The organism is Flavobacterium sp. TSSA_36, assembly GCF_051547165.1.
Taxonomy (GTDB): Bacteria; Bacteroidota; Bacteroidia; order Flavobacteriales; family Flavobacteriaceae; genus Flavobacterium.
Genome location: NZ_JBPTTP010000001.1, coordinates 849,353 through 867,469, shown reverse-complemented (window position 1 = coordinate 867,469; position 18,117 = coordinate 849,353). Strand labels below are relative to the sequence as shown.

General features: G+C 35.9%; 17 protein-coding genes. 2 read left to right on the top strand and 15 right to left on the bottom strand.

The features are described from left to right. Window positions 1–138: 138 nt before the first annotated feature. From ACSVH7_RS03675 to ACSVH7_RS03640, 8 genes are all read right to left on the bottom strand, one after another. Window positions 139–1,995: an amidohydrolase gene (locus ACSVH7_RS03675; protein WP_438065333.1), complete on the bottom strand. Its 1,857-nt coding sequence runs from the start codon at window positions 1,993–1,995 to the stop codon at window positions 139–141. 287 nt (window positions 1,996–2,282) lie between these two features. Then, window positions 2,283–4,682 (bottom strand): M28 family peptidase, encoded by a 2,400-nt coding sequence (locus ACSVH7_RS03670; protein WP_438065332.1) that lies wholly within the window; start codon window positions 4,680–4,682, stop codon window positions 2,283–2,285. Continuing rightward, a complete protein-coding gene (locus ACSVH7_RS03665; protein WP_438065331.1) occupies window positions 4,682–5,029 on the bottom strand; it encodes a hypothetical protein in 348 nt (115 codons plus the stop codon). Before ACSVH7_RS03665 ends, ACSVH7_RS03670 begins: the two co-directional genes overlap by 1 nt. 773 nt (window positions 5,030–5,802) lie before the next feature. After that, complete coding sequence (locus ACSVH7_RS03660) at window positions 5,803–7,341, bottom strand: GNAT family N-acetyltransferase (protein ID WP_438065330.1); 1,539 nt, start codon at window positions 7,339–7,341, stop codon at window positions 5,803–5,805. A 264-nt stretch (window positions 7,342–7,605) separates the two neighbouring features. Then, window positions 7,606–8,988, bottom strand: coding sequence for a T9SS type A sorting domain-containing protein (locus ACSVH7_RS03655; protein ID WP_438065329.1), 1,383 nt, complete (start codon window positions 8,986–8,988; stop codon window positions 7,606–7,608). Between the two features lie 131 nt (window positions 8,989–9,119). Next, complete coding sequence (locus tag ACSVH7_RS03650) at window positions 9,120–10,016, bottom strand: IS982 family transposase (RefSeq protein WP_438065328.1); 897 nt, start codon at window positions 10,014–10,016, stop codon at window positions 9,120–9,122. 137 nt (window positions 10,017–10,153) lie between these two features. After that, window positions 10,154–10,708, bottom strand: coding sequence for a hypothetical protein (locus ACSVH7_RS03645; protein WP_438065327.1), 555 nt, complete (start codon window positions 10,706–10,708; stop codon window positions 10,154–10,156). A 177-nt stretch (window positions 10,709–10,885) separates the two neighbouring features. Continuing rightward, window positions 10,886–11,242, bottom strand: coding sequence for an outer membrane beta-barrel protein (locus ACSVH7_RS03640; RefSeq protein WP_438065326.1), 357 nt, complete (start codon window positions 11,240–11,242; stop codon window positions 10,886–10,888). Window positions 11,243–11,642: 400 nt separating this feature from the next. Here ACSVH7_RS03640 and ACSVH7_RS03635 point away from each other — a divergent pair, with 400 nt between their 5' ends. After that, window positions 11,643–11,975: a single-stranded DNA-binding protein gene (locus tag ACSVH7_RS03635; protein ID WP_438065325.1), complete on the top strand. Its 333-nt coding sequence runs from the start codon at window positions 11,643–11,645 to the stop codon at window positions 11,973–11,975. A 2-nt stretch (window positions 11,976–11,977) separates the two neighbouring features. Continuing rightward, entirely contained in the window at window positions 11,978–12,433 is a 456-nt protein-coding gene (locus ACSVH7_RS03630; RefSeq protein ID WP_438065324.1) for an HRDC domain-containing protein, read from the top strand. 474 nt (window positions 12,434–12,907) lie between these two features. Here ACSVH7_RS03630 and ACSVH7_RS03625 read toward each other — a convergent pair whose 3' ends face one another. From ACSVH7_RS03625 to ACSVH7_RS03595, 7 genes are all read right to left on the bottom strand, one after another. Continuing rightward, complete coding sequence (locus tag ACSVH7_RS03625; protein ID WP_438065323.1) at window positions 12,908–13,807, bottom strand: histone deacetylase family protein; 900 nt, start codon at window positions 13,805–13,807, stop codon at window positions 12,908–12,910. Between the two features lie 42 nt (window positions 13,808–13,849). Beyond that, window positions 13,850–14,044 (bottom strand): hypothetical protein, encoded by a 195-nt coding sequence (locus tag ACSVH7_RS03620; RefSeq protein ID WP_438065322.1) that lies wholly within the window; start codon window positions 14,042–14,044, stop codon window positions 13,850–13,852. A gap of 93 nt (window positions 14,045–14,137) precedes the next feature. Continuing rightward, window positions 14,138–14,653: a PAS domain-containing protein gene (locus ACSVH7_RS03615; protein ID WP_438065321.1), complete on the bottom strand. Its 516-nt coding sequence runs from the start codon at window positions 14,651–14,653 to the stop codon at window positions 14,138–14,140. Between the two features lie 90 nt (window positions 14,654–14,743). Beyond that, window positions 14,744–15,826 carry a DNA polymerase IV gene (gene dinB, locus ACSVH7_RS03610; RefSeq protein ID WP_438065320.1) on the bottom strand — a complete coding sequence of 361 codons (1,083 nt, stop codon included), beginning with the start codon at window positions 15,824–15,826 and terminating at the stop codon, window positions 14,744–14,746. Window positions 15,827–15,930: 104 nt separating this feature from the next. Next, complete coding sequence (locus ACSVH7_RS03605; protein WP_438065319.1) at window positions 15,931–16,410, bottom strand: septal ring lytic transglycosylase RlpA family protein; 480 nt, start codon at window positions 16,408–16,410, stop codon at window positions 15,931–15,933. Window positions 16,411–16,469: 59 nt separating this feature from the next. After that, a complete protein-coding gene (locus ACSVH7_RS03600; RefSeq protein WP_438065318.1) occupies window positions 16,470–16,892 on the bottom strand; it encodes a hypothetical protein in 423 nt (140 codons plus the stop codon). 146 nt (window positions 16,893–17,038) lie between these two features. Then, window positions 17,039–18,070, bottom strand: coding sequence for a fasciclin domain-containing protein (locus tag ACSVH7_RS03595; protein WP_438065317.1), 1,032 nt, complete (start codon window positions 18,068–18,070; stop codon window positions 17,039–17,041). Window positions 18,071–18,117: the final 47 nt, after the last annotated feature.

The following is an 18,117-nucleotide window of genomic DNA, read 5'->3' as shown; positions in this document are numbered from 1 at the left end:
TACATTAGTTTAAAATTTAAGACAAATACTTTTATAATGTCTTTGTACTATCTATAAGTATATAAATAAATGAGAAACGTAATACTGTCCCAAAAAAAGCCTTTTCGGAACAGTACTTTAATAGATAAGAAAAAATTCTTACTCGTTCTCGTGAGCAGCTAATATTTTGATCATATGTGACATAGCCCCTTGAGAGAAAGTTTCTGTTTCATTTGATTTAAATCCAAACATTCCTTTTGTAGACTTGCCACCAACAGGTTGCTTTCTACCTTCAGAAACAGTTCCCCACACTTTGATATCTTTTATTTTCATTGGATCACAAGTAATCGGATTATCGTCAAGAATAGTAAAGTTGGCTAATTTTCCACTGCTAATCGAACCCATTTGATCTTCAACTTTTAAAGAATAAGCCGCATCAATAGTAACTGCCTTTAGAGCGCCCTCTCGAGAAACCTTTTGTTCTGGAGCAACTACCTTACCACCAGTGGTTAGTCTATTCACTCCACACCACATTAGATACAAAGGATCGGCTGGTGCCATAGGCATATCACTGTGAAAAGAATAGGAGACCCCTGCTCGCTCTACATCTCCCATACGTACCATACTCTCAGCTCTTTGAGGACCCAATCCATTTTTACTGTAATTATCTGCTAAAGCCACAGGATAGTATGGATTTCCACTTACTATACAACCTAGTTTTGCTAAACGGTCTACTTGATCTTTTGCACTAACGGCAAAATGTACAATTACTGTGCGGTGATCTGTTCTAGGATTGGCTTTTAGGTTTTTCTCTAAAGTATTCAATACCCGATCCAAACCAGCATCGCCATTTACGTGTACGTGAATTTGATAGCCAGCGTCCCAAAATATTTTGAAAGCACGTTCAAAAACAGGCAAATCCGTCATCCATTCGCCATGATGTTTATCAGTATAAGGCTCTCTCACTTGCATCAAAAGAGAATAAATTGCGCCGTCTGAAAAAAGTTTAACTTGTTTTTTGGCCAAAGAAGTTCTTCCATTATACCAGCTTTCCAATTTTACCGCTTCATCGATCACTTGTTTATCATCTTTGTATTTATCACATAGGGTTTTACCATCGGCCATAAAACTCCAACGGAAAGGCATCTCATCCGATGACATTACACTGTTTACGCCATCTTGCAAAGGTTTTACTAAAATTCCTCCAGGTTCATTCCCAAAAGTAATCCCTTTAGAATGCATATAATCACGGGTGATATGCAATCCTTTTACCAATTTTTCAGGCGTTGCCAAAACGGTGGCAATTTTAGGTGCCACAGCAAACATGCCTTGCTCCCAGAAACGACCTTCGGCTAAGACGGATTGTTTTTGTGGGGTTTCGCCCCAAGTTTTTATAAAGTCAGCCGTTACGCCATATTTTTCCATAGCAACACCATTCATTACGATTTCGTGACAAGATCGCAACCATGCCAAAATTGGGCGGGTTGTACTTATTTTGTCCAAATCGGCTTTAGTAAGCTTGCCATAAAAATTGGGATGATAACCCCAAGTAATCAAGGCTTCCTCAGGATCCGACATTTTTTTCTCAGCTGCCGCGAGTCGCGTCATAAAATCATTTTTGTCTTTAACTGCCTTTGCTGTACCTTCGGGCAATTCCCAATCTTCAATAGAAAGTACTTCAGAAGCCATAGTCAAGGCAGCTAAAACAGGGTGATCATGTTGTGCAATAAAACCAGGTACAATAATCTTATCGTTAAACGTTTTATCCAAACGCGCTTTTCTATCCCCCAGAATTTTACTTACCTCATCCTTAGTACCTACTGCTATAATCTTACCGTTTTGAACAGCTACTGCCTCAGCCTTGGGCTTGCTTTTATCCATTGTAAGGATTTCTTTGGCCGTGTAAATGACAATGGGAGAATCAGCAGTCATTGAACCACTCATGTCTTGTAAGGTCTGGGATGTTACAATAGAACAAAACAAACACATAGCGAATAGTATTATTTTTTTAGTCATGATGATTTTAGATTAAATTAATAAATGTGATATATTTTCTTTCTGTAACTCTATGTTTAGAGTAGTATTAATTGTATCGCGAACAAAAAGTATGAGAATAAAAAATGCTGTTATTTTAGCAAAAATCTTATTTGAAAACCAATATAAAACATTGAAAATAAATGCAATACAATAAAATTAACATTTTTCTTAAACTTATAGTACTTTATGTAAAATAATTTTTAAAAAAAACACCCTACTCCAAATAAGTTGGAATAGGGTGTTTTTTGAAAAATTTATAAAATGATTTATTTTTTTGGCAGCACCAAACTATCTTTTGCTACAGCCAATGAATCCGTAACAGAAACCACTAACTCTTTAGGGATTGTTTGTTGCCCTTTTCTAATTTTTTTGCGAATGACCACAGCATCGTTGAGTACAAAAGGCGTAGGCATCATCCAATTGTCTCTTGGTTTGATGTTGAACAATGGATTTTGCAATAAATCGAAGGAAGATTCGAGCAATTCCATATCGATTACCGCCGAAGCATTGATACTAAAATCTAGTACCAAAGGCGCATTATTGACCACGTAATAGCTCAATAATTTTTTGCCTTTTCGTTCTAGGGTCGAACTGGTGTCACCAAGATTTCTAGCACCATTAGCTCTAAAATTATAAAAAGTCATCGCTTCATTGGCAAAAATATCATACCGATTGACTTTTCGATTTGGGATAATTTTGATTTGAATGTGTCGCAAATTGCCTGCAAGACTATCTTTTGTAAATACAACTAAAGGTTTCTTTACACCCACTACATCCGTTGTTGCAGCATAAGTAAATCCAGAATTGTATTTGCTAAACAACGGCATATCGTTAAGCGGTTTCGCACTTTTAGGATTGGCACCCAAATAGGTTTTGGTCCAATCGTCTAGATTCACATCATACGTCACCCAAAACGCTTGGTTCGTATCTGAGTTATATAAATACACCAAACTATTAGATTTTGCTTGGCCTGCTTCATACCCCGAATTATAATGCCCTTTGGCAAAAAACAACAACGACAACAAAAACAATCCCAAAGCCCAACTTCCTTTTCTATTAAAAGCCCCAAAAACAGGCAACAATAATCCGAAAGCGAGTACAGTTAAGATTGCGCTACCAAATAAGATTTTTAATCCAAGTCCCACAGGAAACATTTGAATGAATGGTGCCAAAAGTAAAACGGCTGGAATCCCACAAAACAAATTGAGTTTCCAATTCGAGCGTTGTGTCAAGACAAACGCCCCAAAAGCAATCAAACCAAAATAAACTGGGATAATCAAAAATCCAGCACCCGCTAGTGAATTAGCAATAAATCCATTAATGACCATCCAAACTAGCAATACCATCACATAATGGTTCATCGTCACTTTTTTGGCAGAAAACCAATGGTACATCAAGAAACAAATTGACAAACTCAACACTCCAAAAGCTGCTATATAATCGTGGCCATTATAGGTAAATCCGTTGAGCAAATCGTTGTATTGCGGATAGGCCCACAGTAATCCTTTCCATCCAAAATACGTCAATCCACCCGCGATACCCAAAGCACCCAAAAACGGAATCAGTCCTTTGAACAATTCTCTAAAAGTAAAAATGCGTTTGGCTTTGCCAATGAAAAGCAAAAACACAAAAAACACTCCCGCAATAATTGTCATAGGCAATACCCAAGAAAAAGGATAACTGATAAACGTAAACGGAATCGTAAAATACACCTCATCTTCGGTAGCTTGTACCGCGTCCAAATTGGCATTCGAAAAATACGTCAACAGCGGCATTAAGTAACGCCCTTGGTGCGCCAAAGTGTTTTTGGCCAAATGCTGAGCGTCATCCTGCTGGGTGTGGTAATTATAATGGTCGTCGATAAACGCAAAATTCAATCCCTGAATGTTACCTTTTTCTCTAAAAACGGTTAAATCCGTATCGTTTGGCAACATTTTGTAGATACTGTACATCAACGAATTTGAAACAGGATACGTCACCCCTGCCTTTGAAAATTCGTTCACCAATCCTGCGTTCCCCTTGTTGGTTTCCATCAACATATAACTCGGACCCGAAGAGCCACGTGCTTCAAAATTGAGCGCCAATCCTACTTCTTTTGCCCAAGGATGTTGAGTCACGAACAAAGCAGCTCCGTTTAAGCCCAATTCCTCGGCATCCGAAAAGACAATAATAATGTCATTTTTATGCTGTTTTTTGGATTGCAAAAAAGCACGAACGCCTTCTATTATTGTAGCTACTCCAGAAGCATCATCACTGGCTCCGTGTGAAAAAGAATGCGGCGCACTATCGTAATGCGAGAGCAACAACAACGCTTTTTTGGAATTTGTCCCCTTAATGCGACCAATAATATTTTTAGACTGCACCAAATTTCCCCAATCGCTCATCGTGAAGCCTTCTTGCACTTGAGTAGCAATACCCATCGTTTTCAATTCTTGCACCAACATTTGTGCGACCTCATCATGATTAACTGAACCTACAAAATGAGGCTTCTGCGTCATCTTTTCAACGGTTTTAAAAGCCCGTTTAGTAGAAAAACTTGGCAACGATTGGTCTTCATAATCAATGGTTTGAGGCATTTGCAAGAAGGAAGCAGCAGCAAGTACCAACAAGAGTACAACAACCGAAATCAAAGAAGCGTATTTTTTCATAGCGATGGGGATAGGCATTAAATATCTTTTTTAACCAACATATAATAGTCATTTTCCAACAACAAATATCCTTGGTCATACAAGAAATAGTAGGTATTTCCTGTTTTGGTATGCAATATAGAGGTAAAAAATTCAAAATCAAAACCCTTGCTCATCAACTTGGCTCGAGTGGTTTTCGTTTTGCCTTCTACATTCAATTCTGACAAAATTCGGTAATTTTTGCGCAACTTATTGTTAATATTCCGCATATAATTCGTACTATCCTTATTTATTTTATTGTTATAGGCATTTCGGCAGCTATCACTACAAAATTTCTTGTCCTCGCGACCTACAATTTTTTCACCACATTCTAGGCAGTTTTTCATGTATCCTTGATTTTAGCTATTATTTAATTTTTTTTGAAGCCCAGCAAAAGGCATTTTTAGTTAACATGGATTCCTGCTGTCCTTCCTATCTTTTTTGCCCCGAGAAAAATCGGGGCAAAAAAGGATATTCCCTCCCATCAGGGCTAGATAGGAAACAGGGTTTTGTATTTGTTTTGGTTTCTTAATTTATACTTACTATTTTGTTTCAAAATTTGAATAGGAATGGGCTAAAGCCCATTCTTTACATTGTGTTTCGCATTGGGCTTTAGCCAAAATCTACTATAATTTTGACTGAAGCCTATCTATAATTTATAAATATATCATCTCGCTAAAGCGAGATGCAATTGATTATTCATAATCACATATCAATCGCTTCTTACTTCTAATCATACCTACAAAGTTTAAAAAAATCTTGCAGGAAATCGAGTAACTAAAACTTGTTCTAGCACTACGCGACCTGCGAGGTTTTCAAAACCTTGCAGGTCTTCTTGTAGTCGACAATTCTAATCATACCTACAAGGTTTGAAAAAAACCTTGCAGGAAATCCAGTAACAAAAACTTGTTCTAGCACTCCGCGACCTGCAAGGTTTTCAAAACCTTGTAGGTCTTCTTATGCTATGCAACTATTCATTCCAAAAAATCCCCTTGTTACTCTTTAACCCCGCTATCCGCTATATCTTTTTTTCACCTTTCGGGTGAAAAAAAGATATAGCGGATAGCGGGACGATGTTTCCTGAAATGCCTTTTGTGCCTGTTCCTAAATAATCCCCCTACTATTTCTCTCCGTTTTTTATCTTTTTTATTTCGTACAAATCAGTTCTTCGGTCTTTGAGGATGCGGACGCTGCCGTGTTCGTGCAACTCTTTGAGCAAATCCAAATCGACGTCTACAATCAGTGTCATCTCGGTGTTGGGCGTGGCTTCGGCTTTGATGCCGTTGCTGGGAAACGCAAAATCCGAAGGCGTAAACACGGCTGATTGTGCGTACTGTATGTCCATGTTGTTGACTTTGGGCAAATTGCCCACACAGCCTGTTATGGCGACATAGCACTCGTTTTCGATGGCGCGTGCTTGCGAACAATGTTTGACGCGTGTGTAGGCGTTTTGTGTATCGGTTAGGAAGGGGACGAACAAAATATTCATGCCTTCATCGGCCATTAATCGGGAGAGTTCTGGGAATTCGACATCGTAGCAAAGCATGACGCCTATTTTACCACAATCGGTGTCAAAGGTTTTGATTTCGGAGCCGCCCTTCATGCCCCAATGTTGCACCTCGTTGGGCGTGACATGAATTTTGGCATACATTTCTGAAGTACCGTCGCGCTTGCACAAAAAACCAACGTTGTACAAATTCCCGCCTTCTAGATACGGCATGCTTCCGCTAATGATATTGATGTTGTACGAAATGGCAAACTCCTGAAACCGTTTGCGAATGGGATCGGAATATTTAGCCAATTCGCGTATGGCTTCGGCCTCGGTGAGGTGGTTGTAATCGGCCATCAAAGGTGCGGTGAACAGTTCTGGAAACAAGGCGAAATCGCAACCATAACCTGAAACCACATCGATAAAAAACTCGGATTGTTCAAACAAGGCGTCAAGATTGGCCAACGAGCGCATTTGCCATTGTATCAATCCCAAACGAATGATGGATTTTCCGGTGTTGATTAATTTGGGGCTTTCGTCGTAATAAATATTGTTCCATTCCATCAAAATGGCTACTTCTTTGGACTCTTCATCGCCCTCTAAATAATTTTTGATGACCCGTAAAATATGAAAATCATTGCTCAACTGAAACGATAGTACAGGATCATGCACTTGTTTGCTCCGCACTTTTTCGATATACTTTTTGGGCGACATTTTATCGGCATGCTTACGGTAATTTGGAATGCGACCTGCAAAAACGATGGCTTCGAGGTTGAGCTGTTCGCACAATTCTTTGCGAGCGTCGTACAAACGGCGCCCCAAACGCAAGCCACGATAATTGGGATGAATAAACACATCGATGCCATACAAAATCTCCCCCAACGGATTGTGAGTCGAAAAGGAATAATTACCAATAACATCCATATAATTATGGCGTTTATCGACCATTTTTTTATCGACTATGAGCGACAAAGCCGAGCCCACTACTTTGCCATCGGCCAAAATCACCAATTGACCCTCTGGAAAAATGCCGAGCAAACGCTCGATATCGTCGGAACGCCAATAGGAATCGGCCATTTCGGGATAGGATTCCACCATCGAATTCTTGAGTTGCTTATAATCCTCAAACGCCAAATTGCGCAATTCTACTTTTTTGATTTTGGTTTGCATAGGGTGTGGGGTTTTAGGGGGTTAGTGAATTGGTTTTTAAAAGACGGATAAACTTTAGCTTTTTAAAGTATGTATTAGAAGAAAATTGTTAAACATTAACTTAAATTCTTTTTGCAGGAATAGATAAAACACCCATTTATTTAGTAGCAGTTTTTTAGGCATAAAGGCATATATCAAAGATAGCCCAAGATTGTTTTAAACGTTATTCATATTTAATTCAATTTTTGAGGGTTTGGTGGGATGAAAATCCAATTAACCGATTCCTTATTCGATAATAATTTTGTCTTTTATTACCTCTCCTTTTTCTGTGATCACTTGAAGAAAGTAAACACCTTTTTTTAATTGCAGATTATTTACTATTAATTCGTTAGAATTTTGGTTGCTTTCATGAACAATATTTCCATTGAAATCATATATTTTGACTTCATTATTTACTGTTTTGACAATTCTAGCATTTGGGTCACAATCAGGGGGATATAGTACATTTGCAATTAAACTTCCATCTTTTATTGGGTTTTGAGATAATCTTAAAGCTGGAGGACAAGGATCACTACCTACCGTAACATAAATATATTTAGTGTTAGAAGCACCACAACTACTTGTTGCTACTACTCTAACAACTACCGTTGCAGAAATACAACCAGATTTTAATGTTACTGTTTGAGTTCCTTGACCACCTACTATTTGCCAAGCGCAAGTTGACCCTCCATCGTCGTTTATTGGTGCCTCCACAGACCATTGATAGGATGTTCCACCATTTATAGAACTACCACTTAATGAGTAATTTAATGTTTGGTTATACCCTGTATTTTCTGGCCCATTAACAAATACAGTAGCTGGTAAAATTGGACTTCCAACATTTACTGTTTTAGATACTTCAGTTATTTGACCACAAGCATTTGTTAGTGTTGCAATAAGATTAACAGTACCACTTCCAATTTTTGTTAAAGTTACAGTTGTAGGATTAATAACATTCAAAGTTGCAATAGCTGTGTTTGAACAGCTCCAAGTAATAGTATTTGTTGCTGTATTGCTAATTGTATATGTATTTGAACTCGTGCAAAGATTACTATTCCCCGTTATACTTGCAATACTAGTGAATGTTGAACGTGTTACTGCACAAGTTTTTGTGGCTTGGGCAACTCCATTAATATATGGATTAACTGAAACTGTAGTTGGTAGAGAAGTCCCTGAATTTGGTTGTAGTGTTTTGGAGATTGAAGTTGAACTAATTTCGGACCAACCGCTGTAACTCCATTGATATGTTACTGTTGCACCACTTGGAATATTAGCAGGAGTAACTGTAAATATTCTTGGATTTGTATCACCACAAGGTAAACTTAAGCTAGTTGGCGTAAATGAGAAACTTGGTGGTGGGGTTTTGGTTAAGGGAGAAGTACACGTTACAGTAGTAATCACACCAGAAGTAGATACAAACTCCAAATAGATGCTACTACCAGTTACTTGTATTTCACTTGAGTTAAGTGAGCAAGCAATTGTACTTTGAACAATTCCACCACTCCAATTCGTAGATTGGATATTTTGTTGCGATAAATTCGTAGCATTCGTACTACTTGAATATTTGAATTTAACATATAAAATACCACTTGGTTGCCCAGAATTTTTAAGCGTGTAATAAAATGTCATATTATTATTTGTTACTGTTCCAAAATCTATAGTATTACAACCTGTTATTAATTGTCCATTTAAGAATACTTGATCTACGGCTGTAGATTGTGCTACTATGAGATTTGTAAATGCTATGAACCTGAACTCGATTAATAAAAGACCGATAATTGGTTGGTTTTAACTGTTTCGTATTTTAAAGAAGGTTTTTTAGGTAGAAAATTATAAGCAATTATTCCAGCTATAAGATTTGATAAAAAGTTTGTAAATGAACGATGTCTAGAATGTTCAACTTGACAGATATTTTTAAGTTCATCGTTAACTGTCTCGATTATTGAGCGTTTACGAAGTAAAATTTTATCACTCATTTCCATCAAACTATTTTTCATATTATTACGAATACTTGTAATTAACTGGATTCCATCAACAAATAATAATTGAGATAGTTTTTCGCTTATATACCCTTTATCACCAAATAACTTTCCAAAAATAGCATTCAAAAAACCCTCATTTTTAAGTGGTTCTCTATCATCAACATTAGCTTGAGTTACAGCAAAGCTAAATAATTCTCCTTTGTCATTGATAATGATATGCAGCTTGAAGCCATGAAACCAGCCCATTGTAGATTTACCTGTAGTGGCAGTGTCTTTGAATACTTTATTTCTACTGATTCTTTTGTTTTTACAAATTCTTATTGGAGTTGAATCTACAAAAGAAATTCCTGTGCAACTGCCTAAACAACATGTTTTTGCAAAAATAGTCATTGGTAAAAGAACACTTTGCATCAGTTCTAAAAAACGATTATATGAAACTGTATTTGGAAACTCATTTTTCATATGCTTTTGAACATAAAAAATATAATAGTGCTTGAAACAGCGAAAACCACTCAAATGAAAAAGTAAATAAATTGTAATTACTTCTGACTTTGACATAATCGAAGGACATTTTGAAGGTTTTCCTAGCAGAAAAGGTTGTGTAGTTTTTTCAAAATCTTTACAAAATTCATCAACAATAGAGAAAATATCAGTAATTTTATCGAAACAAATCATAAGGTAGAATTTAGTTAAATGTTTAATTGTCAGAGATTTAAATATACTAAATTTTGCCTTTTTGTGCAATGTTTTTAACCTAAATTATTAATCGAGTTCAGGTTATGAGTAAAAGTGTTATAATTTTTTTCATAATTTTATTTTTTTAGATGTATTTGAAAACCCATACTAATGTTAAATGTTTTCCATTTTGAAGAACTAAAATCGCTTTCAAATTTTGTAATTTTATAATTTAAGGTTAACTCAAGAGCAACATTATCAGTAAAAAATAATGTTGGTCCGGTCTTGAACCCTAAATTTTCGAAACTAGCATTTCTTTGTGGAGGAGAGTATGAATATTCTATTTGAGTTATTATATTAATTAATTTTTCAGGTTTCAATAAATAATATCTTGCAAACCCACCAATAGCATAGCTAGTTATGTTTTTATCCTTATTTGTGCGACCAATGCTAAAGGATGGACTTAATCCAACAGCAAATTTATCAACTATTAAATAACCAACATTTGGCTGGAGGAATAAACTTTTCCCCGTTTCCGTTGAAGTAGTATTTGAACCCTTAATATTAGTTTGAACACTACTACTTTCAAAATTCCCACTTCCTCCAACCATCCAATTTCCTTTTGTAATTTGAGAATTTGCTGAAATTGCAAATAAAATTGTTGCAATAAAAAATAATTTAATTGATTTCATAATTGTAATTGGTTTTAAAATAGTTGGATAAAGTTAATAGTGTTTTATTTGCTTTGTGTAATTGTTTTGCAAATTGGATTTTTTGTTATTTTTATCTGTCATGTGTAATTCATATAACATCATTGGTTTTTGCAACCAATTTGAGGTCATGCTCATTTCTTTTATTTAATTTTTATGTTATTTTTCTAAATGTATTTGAAAACCAATTCCAACTGTAAAATTATTAGATTTTACATCTGAATTAAACTTTTGTGAATCATAATTAAGGGAGAGTTCGAGAGCAACACTACTGTTAAAAAAAATAGCTGAACCTCCTTTAATAGTATATCCGGTACTTTTATTTGAACCTCCTGAATCGCTTTTACCTTCATTGAAACTATAACTCGTTTGTAAAAAAGGGTTAACCATTTTATCAGATTTTCTAAAGTAATATCTAATAAAAGGTGACATACCATAACCTTGACTATTATTGTTATCACCAGATGGGTTTGAAAAGCTAAAACTCAAAATAGCTCCAAGAGCAACATTATCCACAATAAAATAGCCTAAATTTGGAGAAATAGTTAAACCACTCCCCTGATTTTTTGTGTACTATTTTACCTTTTTTTGACACAATCGAAACCATGCCTGAAAGTAGTGCAATTCCCCCCAAAAGCGCATGAGCATAAATCAAAACTTGTATTGAGTTTACTATTTTCATTTCTTTTTTTAAAAGTTAGGACTATCGTTTAATATCTATATAGCACTACCAAATATACTCAAAAATTTCCATTTACAAACGGTTACAAACAATTACAACCGAAAGTAAATGGGATGCAACCGACTAATTATCAATCAGCACCGCATCTTTGCCCTGTCGAAATGAAACAACGACCTTGTTGCTCATCCGACACGAACATTTTAATTATATGCCTAACTTTTAAATTTACACGCCATGAAAAACAAAGTACAACTAATCGGTCACGTAGGAAACGAACCAGAAATTAAAAACTTCGACGGAGGTAAAAAAGTAGCCAACCTTACTCTCGCTACAAACGAAAGCTATCGCAACGACAAAGGCGATAAAGTAGAACAAACCGAATGGCACAAAGTAGTCGCCTGGGGCAAAACTGCCGAACTGATCGAAAAATACGTGACCAAAGGCAAGGAAGTAGCCATCGAAGGCAAACTTACTCACCGCAGTTACGAAGACAAGAACGGGGAAAAACGCTACATCACTGAAGTGATAGTGAATGAAATCCTTTTGATGGGCAAATTAAATCAGTAGCTATGAATGTACAGGTATTTTCCGTTCGGGTGGATGCTCCTCATTTGGCGCAAGACCAGCAACAGCTTAATGATTTTATCGCCTCGGTAGAATTGGTACAATCCGATACCCATTTCATCGAATCCGATGCGAGTTATTGGTCGGTTTTGTTGCATTATAAAGAAAAAATTAATCTTGCAGCCCGCGAGAAAGAATCACTAACCGACTTAACCACTGAGCAAATCGAGAAGTATCAACAATTGAAAAAATGGCGTAATGCGCTAGCGAATCAACGTGATGTAAAACCCTTCATGATTTGTCACAACAGCCATCTCATTCAAATAGCGGTGCAACATCCCAAAACAAGTTCGGATTTTCAATGGATTAAAGGATTTGGAACCAAGAGAACGCAACAGTATGCGGATCAAATCATTCAGCTATTAGAAAACATTTATCTTTATCAAGAAGAATTAATTTAACACATATAAGCCATTTGAGTTTTCTATAAGCCGCAGAATTTTTTAAAACCATAGCAGGCATTTAAGGACATAAAAGGCTGAGTAAAAGCTTGAATGTTCTGAATGCCTTTTGGGTTAATTATTATATGACTATCCGTGACTAGGACCATTTCATAGCTTAAATTAGTTCTCCACTATTTTTAAGCTTGATTCATTCTTTTCTTTGCGACTCTGCGACTTTGCGAGTTCAATTTCACGCAAAGGCGCAGAGACGCAAAGTGAATTAAATACTTTGACTATTTGGTATGAGTTACGGATAATCATATAATATTATGTGCTTAGTGAACTTATATGATTTATTACTTTGCGAACCTTGCGGTAAAACTTCACCAAGGATTTCACAACACAACTTAAATGACCTTACATCCCTCCTATGGTTCAAAAAACCTTCAATCCAAAACTTCAATGACTCCTATGTTTCAAATTTAAAGTAAATTAATACAACGCTCTCGCCACTCGATATGTATTAGCGTGCGCCTCGATTATGGTTTTTATTGCTGGGGAATAACCGCCACCCATGCTCACTTGTACTGGAATTCCCATTGATTTGCAAAGGGATAGAACGTACCTATCTCGAGCTTTGCAGCCTTCTAAAGTACACCCTAATTTTCCTAATTTGTCCGTACCTAAAATATCCACACCCGCTAAGTAAAACACAAAATCTGGACGATGGATGTTCAGTAATGCTGGTAGTGTTTCTTGCAGAATGGTCAAATAAGTTGAATCATCCGTTTTGTCTGGCAAAGGGATATCGTAATCTGAAGTTTCTTTTCGAAAAGGATAATTACTTTGACCATGCATAGAAAAAGTAATGACATCAGCATTATTTCGAAAGATTTCGGCTGTACCATTGCCTTGATGTACATCGAGATCAACGATTAAGATTTTTTGGCACTTCTTCTGATCAATGAGATATTGAGCTGCAATTGCTTGATCGTTGAGCAAACAAAAAGCCTCTCCTCTGTCCGAGAATGCATGATGGGTTCCACCAGCAATGTTAAAAGCGATGCCGTTTTCCAACGCGTGTTCACAACCCGCAACTGTACCTTGTGCAATGCGTAACTCTCGCTCGACCAACGCAGCAGAAAGTGGAAATCCGATACTTCTAACAGACTTAGGGTCAAGGGTTAATTCGGTTAGCGCCTTAACATAACTTGCACTATGTACAGCGTGCACCAAGGATAAATCGATACTATCAGGAGAATAGAAATCTGCGCGTTCAGCGGTTCCTTCGTGGAGTAACTGCTTAGGAAGCAGCTCGTATTTGAGCATCGGAAAACGATGTCCTTCAGGTAAAGGATGGTTGTAAATGGAATGATTAGCAATAAAAAACATAAAACACACAGTTGAGTGTGCAATGTACTAGCTATTTTAGAATTACGCTACTTTTTGTATCAAATCAAACATAGGACAACGTCCACAACGTTTGTTTTCGCCTTTCTCGTATTTTCCGCAACATTTAGACTTAGCGTTTTCGACAACTTTAATCGTCGCTAAAAGAGTGTCTTTCTTTTTCTGCTTTTTCTCTTTTTTGTCTTTTTTCTTGCTTTTTTCTTTGTCTTTCTTACTCATGGTTTTGAGACTAATTTTCGAAAGCAAATATATATTATTTTTATCTATTCTAAATAAAGTTTAACATAAATGAACGCAAATTATAACATCATTCTAAAAAGCCTTTTCAAAAGCAATGAAATGAGTGAGTTTACCCTTGGCGTCAAAAATTGGTAAACTACGAATTAAACAGTCATAAATTTTACCGTTTTTTTTGTAATTAATGACCTTTGACTCGAAAGGTAATTTGCTTAAGATCTTTTCTCGAATATTCTTGGAGGTCTCTGGATTCGTTTTTTCGCCATGAAACATTTTTGGAGAATTACCAAGTACTTCTTTCTCAGTGTATCCGTTCATTTTTGCTAAATTGTTTGAAGCAAAAACAATTTCCAATTTGTCATTAGTAACAATGATGACCTCATTTAAAAGGGAACATCGCAACACCTCGTCAGAAACTACAGTGGTATTTTTGGGTAACATTTTATTTAAACGTTTATAGTCTGCAAAAGAATGCCGGATATTACCAAAAAATTCCCCGTGAAAACTCAATGAAATCATGGAAGTAGCCTTTAGATCTAAAGTTTCGAAATACTTTGCCTTAGCGTTTTCATAATCAGTTATGTGTTTCATAATGAAAGGATTTAGGATTCAAAAGTAATTGATTTTTAACAAGATAAGGCATATTTTTTTACATTTAACTCTTGTTGAATCCCTCGCCATTTAAAAATCAAACTGTAATTGAATAGCTACAACTCGCTTTTGCTCTGTATTTAAATTACTTAGAGCAATACCCAAAAGCCGGACGGAGTTTTTTAAACGTTCTTGATACAACAATTCCTTACTGATTTCCAAGATTAAATGTTGATCCGAAACAAAATATGGTATCGTTTTACTACGTGTTTGCACAGAAAAATCACTGTACTTTATTTTTAATGTAATCGTCTTTCCGGAAATATGGTGTTTTTGAAGTCGTTTTTCTAATTGATGAGCGATACTGGCTAACTTTTCTAACATAAAAATTTCTGAAGATAAATTAACATCAAAAGTATGCTCGGCAGCCACAGATTTTGTCGTTCGAGAGGCTTGAACCGGACTATCGTGAATTCCGCGAACTACATTAAAATAAAAAACTCCCGATTTACCGAAATGTTCCTCTAAAAAAAGTAAACTTTTATTTTTCAATTCAAATCCAGTAAAAATACCCAATTGAAACATTTTCTCAGCGGTGACCTTACCAACTCCATGAAATTTTTGAATGGGTAAGTTTTCTAAAAATGGAATCACTTGATCTCCACTCACCGTTTTTTGACCATCCGGTTTGTGGTAATCACTGGCTACTTTAGCGATAAATTTATTTATTGAGATGCCTGCCGATGCAGTAAGACCAATTTCATCGAATATACGTTTCCGAATTTCTTGAGCCAATAGCGTAGCACTAGGATTCCCTTTTTTGTTTTGTGTAACATCTAAATAGGCCTCATCGAGTGAGAGCGGCTCTACTAAATCTGTATACTCATAAAAAATGTTCAGTATTTGTTTTGAAATTTCTTTATAACGCTCAAATCGGGGCTTTACAAATAGCAACTCAGGGCATAATTTTTTGGCCAAGACACCACTTAATGCACTTCGAACACCAAATTTTCTGGCCTCATAACTCGCGGCAGCAACTACACCTCGATGTCCATTTCCACCAACAGCAATGGGTTTGCCCCTCAACAATGGATTATCCATTTGTTCTACAGAGGCGTAAAAAGCATCCATATCAATGTGAATAATTTTCCGTTGTAAACCTTGCGTATCCATAGTTCAAATATATTCATTCTCTATAAAATACTAGTAGAACGCGACCCCATAAAAAAAACCTAGAATTAGTATCCTAGGTTATTGTTATGGGGTCGCAATACTGCTTATTTCTTACTAATAGTTTCTATCGTGACTTTCATCGATCCTGAACTTTTGGAAGAAGCGATTGTCATAAATGCTTTTTTTGACAAATCGATTTCTCTTGATTTAACGAAAGGCCCCCGATCATTAACTTCTACAATTACTGATTTTCCATTGGCTTGATTAGTAACCCTTATTTTGCTTCCAAAAGGCAGTTTTTTATGAGCTGCAGTCATTTTATTCATGTCAAATCGCTGCCCACTTGCTGTTTTACGTCCATGAAACTTATCCGCATAGTATGAGGCATGCCCATTTTGCTTATAGAGTACGTATTTAACATTGGAATCAAATACCGTATCCTTCAGGAATGATGGCAACAAAGGATTTGCTTTCTCTTTTTTTATACTGTCTTTAAAGCTGACTGTTTTTTCTTTGCTTTTGATTTGACTGTATCCGTAAAGGGCTAAGACAAACAAAAAAAGAACGGTTACTATTTTTTTCATTTCCATTTTTTTTAATTAGTACTCCTTTAAAAAGACTGAAAGACTTCAGTCGTTTTAAATTATAACCACAAATTCCAAGGAATCCTACTTAAAATAAGCAGTAAACCCAAGCCGTAGAAAATAGCAAAAGTCTTGTATTGAGCCGTTGCATCAGTAAGCTTCTTGTGTTTTGACCAACCTATTGTAATCAAAACAATTGCAATAATGTTTATTAATGGATGCTCTAATGAGGTTAAGCGCAAGACTTTGTCAGACATTTGACCAAAAGCAGCGGCACCTAAAGGAGAGACAAAATAAGTAATTATCCCAATGATCAATTGAATATGTGTAAAAATTAATGCAAACAATGCAATTTTACGATCTTTAGCGGTAAATTCTTTTTTTGAGGTAAAGCCTATCACAGCATTAATAACTGCCACCACTAGAATTAACAGTACTAGGTAAGCCCAGCCTGAGTGAAATTTTTGAATAAATTCGTACATAAACTATTTGTTTTTGAAATTCAAATATAAGAAAAAAAGGGAGAAAAAAAATGAGCGAAAAATTATCTCTTTGTAAAAATAATTTAAAAAAAATAACCCCCAAAAAGAGCTAGCCTTATTGGGGGTTATTGATGCGATAGTATTGACTACAAAGATTGTAATACTTTATCAATAATTTGAATAGAACCGTTCGTTCCTTGAATATTTAAAACTTTAGCATTTCCATTAATAGCTGGATTTGATTTGTCTACAATTTTCAAAGTTGATTTAGTTAATACAAGTGTGTTTGGAGTAAACAAAGTAGTTACAGTAACATCTGCAGAAGTAGAAAATGCAGTTGTAGAAGCGGCTACTCTATTTGATTTCTCTAAATGATAGTTTAAAATTTTAGTGATATCCGCATCAGTTTTACCTACTAAATATCCACCTGTGGCTGAAGCAGTGGTAAAGGCATCATTATTTGGAGCATATACACTTACAGGAAGCGCACCAGTCGCAGCGTTTAACGTAGCCAATACTGTAGCTTGAGGAGCAGTTTTAACTGTATTTAACAAAGAAGATAAACTTGGATTTGCTGCAATTTGATTCACAATTGTTGGCAAAGTCAATACCGCATCAATCACATGAAGAATACCATTACTAGCATCAATATCTGCTTTTACAACTTTTGCACCTCCGTTAGATGCACCACCATTAATCTGTACATCTGCTGCAGATTTGTTGATAAAAATACTCAAGTTAGCACCCGAAGTAGATGAAGCTGAAGTCTTTAAAAAACCAAATGTTTTGAAGTAACCACCAGCAATCAAATCATCTGCACGTGTTCCTATACCAATTACATGATTTTGTAATCTTAACTTTAAATCAGCGATTTTAATAGCATCGGCTGGCACTAAAGGATCTAAAGCATTAATAGTGGCACTTGTATATCCCGCAGCTGTAAACGCTGCATTAGTAGGAGCAAATACAGTAAACGAACCTGGATTACTTAAAGTAACATCAAGACTTGTTTTTTTCAAAGCATCAACAAGGATACTAAAATTAGAAGGATCAGCTTTAGCAATTTCTACAATTGAAGAAAGTTTTACCACTTCTTTGGTGTCATCAGTACAAGAAAATGTAGACAACATCAATACAAATATAGAAGCGAAATATAGGATTTGTTTTTTAAGTTTCATGATTTTAGTATTTTATTATTTTTTAAGTGAGCGTCTTTTTATTATTA

Coding starts and splice junctions, on each gene's coding strand:
- ACSVH7_RS03650 (WP_438065328.1), bottom strand. CDS start 10,016: ATGATTTGTTTCGATAAAATTACTGATATTTTCTCTATTGTTGATGAA.
- ACSVH7_RS03645 (WP_438065327.1), bottom strand. CDS start 10,708: ATGAAATCAATTAAATTATTTTTTATTGCAACAATTTTATTTGCAATT.
- ACSVH7_RS03660 (WP_438065330.1), bottom strand. CDS start 7,341: ATGCAAACCAAAATCAAAAAAGTAGAATTGCGCAATTTGGCGTTTGAG.
- ACSVH7_RS03600 (WP_438065318.1), bottom strand. CDS start 16,892: ATGTACGAATTTATTCAAAAATTTCACTCAGGCTGGGCTTACCTAGTA.
- dinB (WP_438065320.1), bottom strand. CDS start 15,826: ATGGATACGCAAGGTTTACAACGGAAAATTATTCACATTGATATGGAT.
- ACSVH7_RS03635 (WP_438065325.1), top strand. CDS start 11,643: ATGAAAAACAAAGTACAACTAATCGGTCACGTAGGAAACGAACCAGAA.
- ACSVH7_RS03620 (WP_438065322.1), bottom strand. CDS start 14,044: ATGAGTAAGAAAGACAAAGAAAAAAGCAAGAAAAAAGACAAAAAAGAG.
- ACSVH7_RS03675 (WP_438065333.1), bottom strand. CDS start 1,995: ATGACTAAAAAAATAATACTATTCGCTATGTGTTTGTTTTGTTCTATT.
- ACSVH7_RS03605 (WP_438065319.1), bottom strand. CDS start 16,410: ATGAAAAAAATAGTAACCGTTCTTTTTTTGTTTGTCTTAGCCCTTTAC.
- ACSVH7_RS03655 (WP_438065329.1), bottom strand. CDS start 8,988: ATGACATTTTATTACACGCTTAAAAATTCTGGGCAACCAAGTGGTATT.
- ACSVH7_RS03615 (WP_438065321.1), bottom strand. CDS start 14,653: ATGAAACACATAACTGATTATGAAAACGCTAAGGCAAAGTATTTCGAA.
- ACSVH7_RS03670 (WP_438065332.1), bottom strand. CDS start 4,682: ATGCCTATCCCCATCGCTATGAAAAAATACGCTTCTTTGATTTCGGTT.
- ACSVH7_RS03625 (WP_438065323.1), bottom strand. CDS start 13,807: ATGTTTTTTATTGCTAATCATTCCATTTACAACCATCCTTTACCTGAA.
- ACSVH7_RS03665 (WP_438065331.1), bottom strand. CDS start 5,029: ATGAAAAACTGCCTAGAATGTGGTGAAAAAATTGTAGGTCGCGAGGAC.
- ACSVH7_RS03595 (WP_438065317.1), bottom strand. CDS start 18,070: ATGAAACTTAAAAAACAAATCCTATATTTCGCTTCTATATTTGTATTG.
- ACSVH7_RS03630 (WP_438065324.1), top strand. CDS start 11,978: ATGAATGTACAGGTATTTTCCGTTCGGGTGGATGCTCCTCATTTGGCG.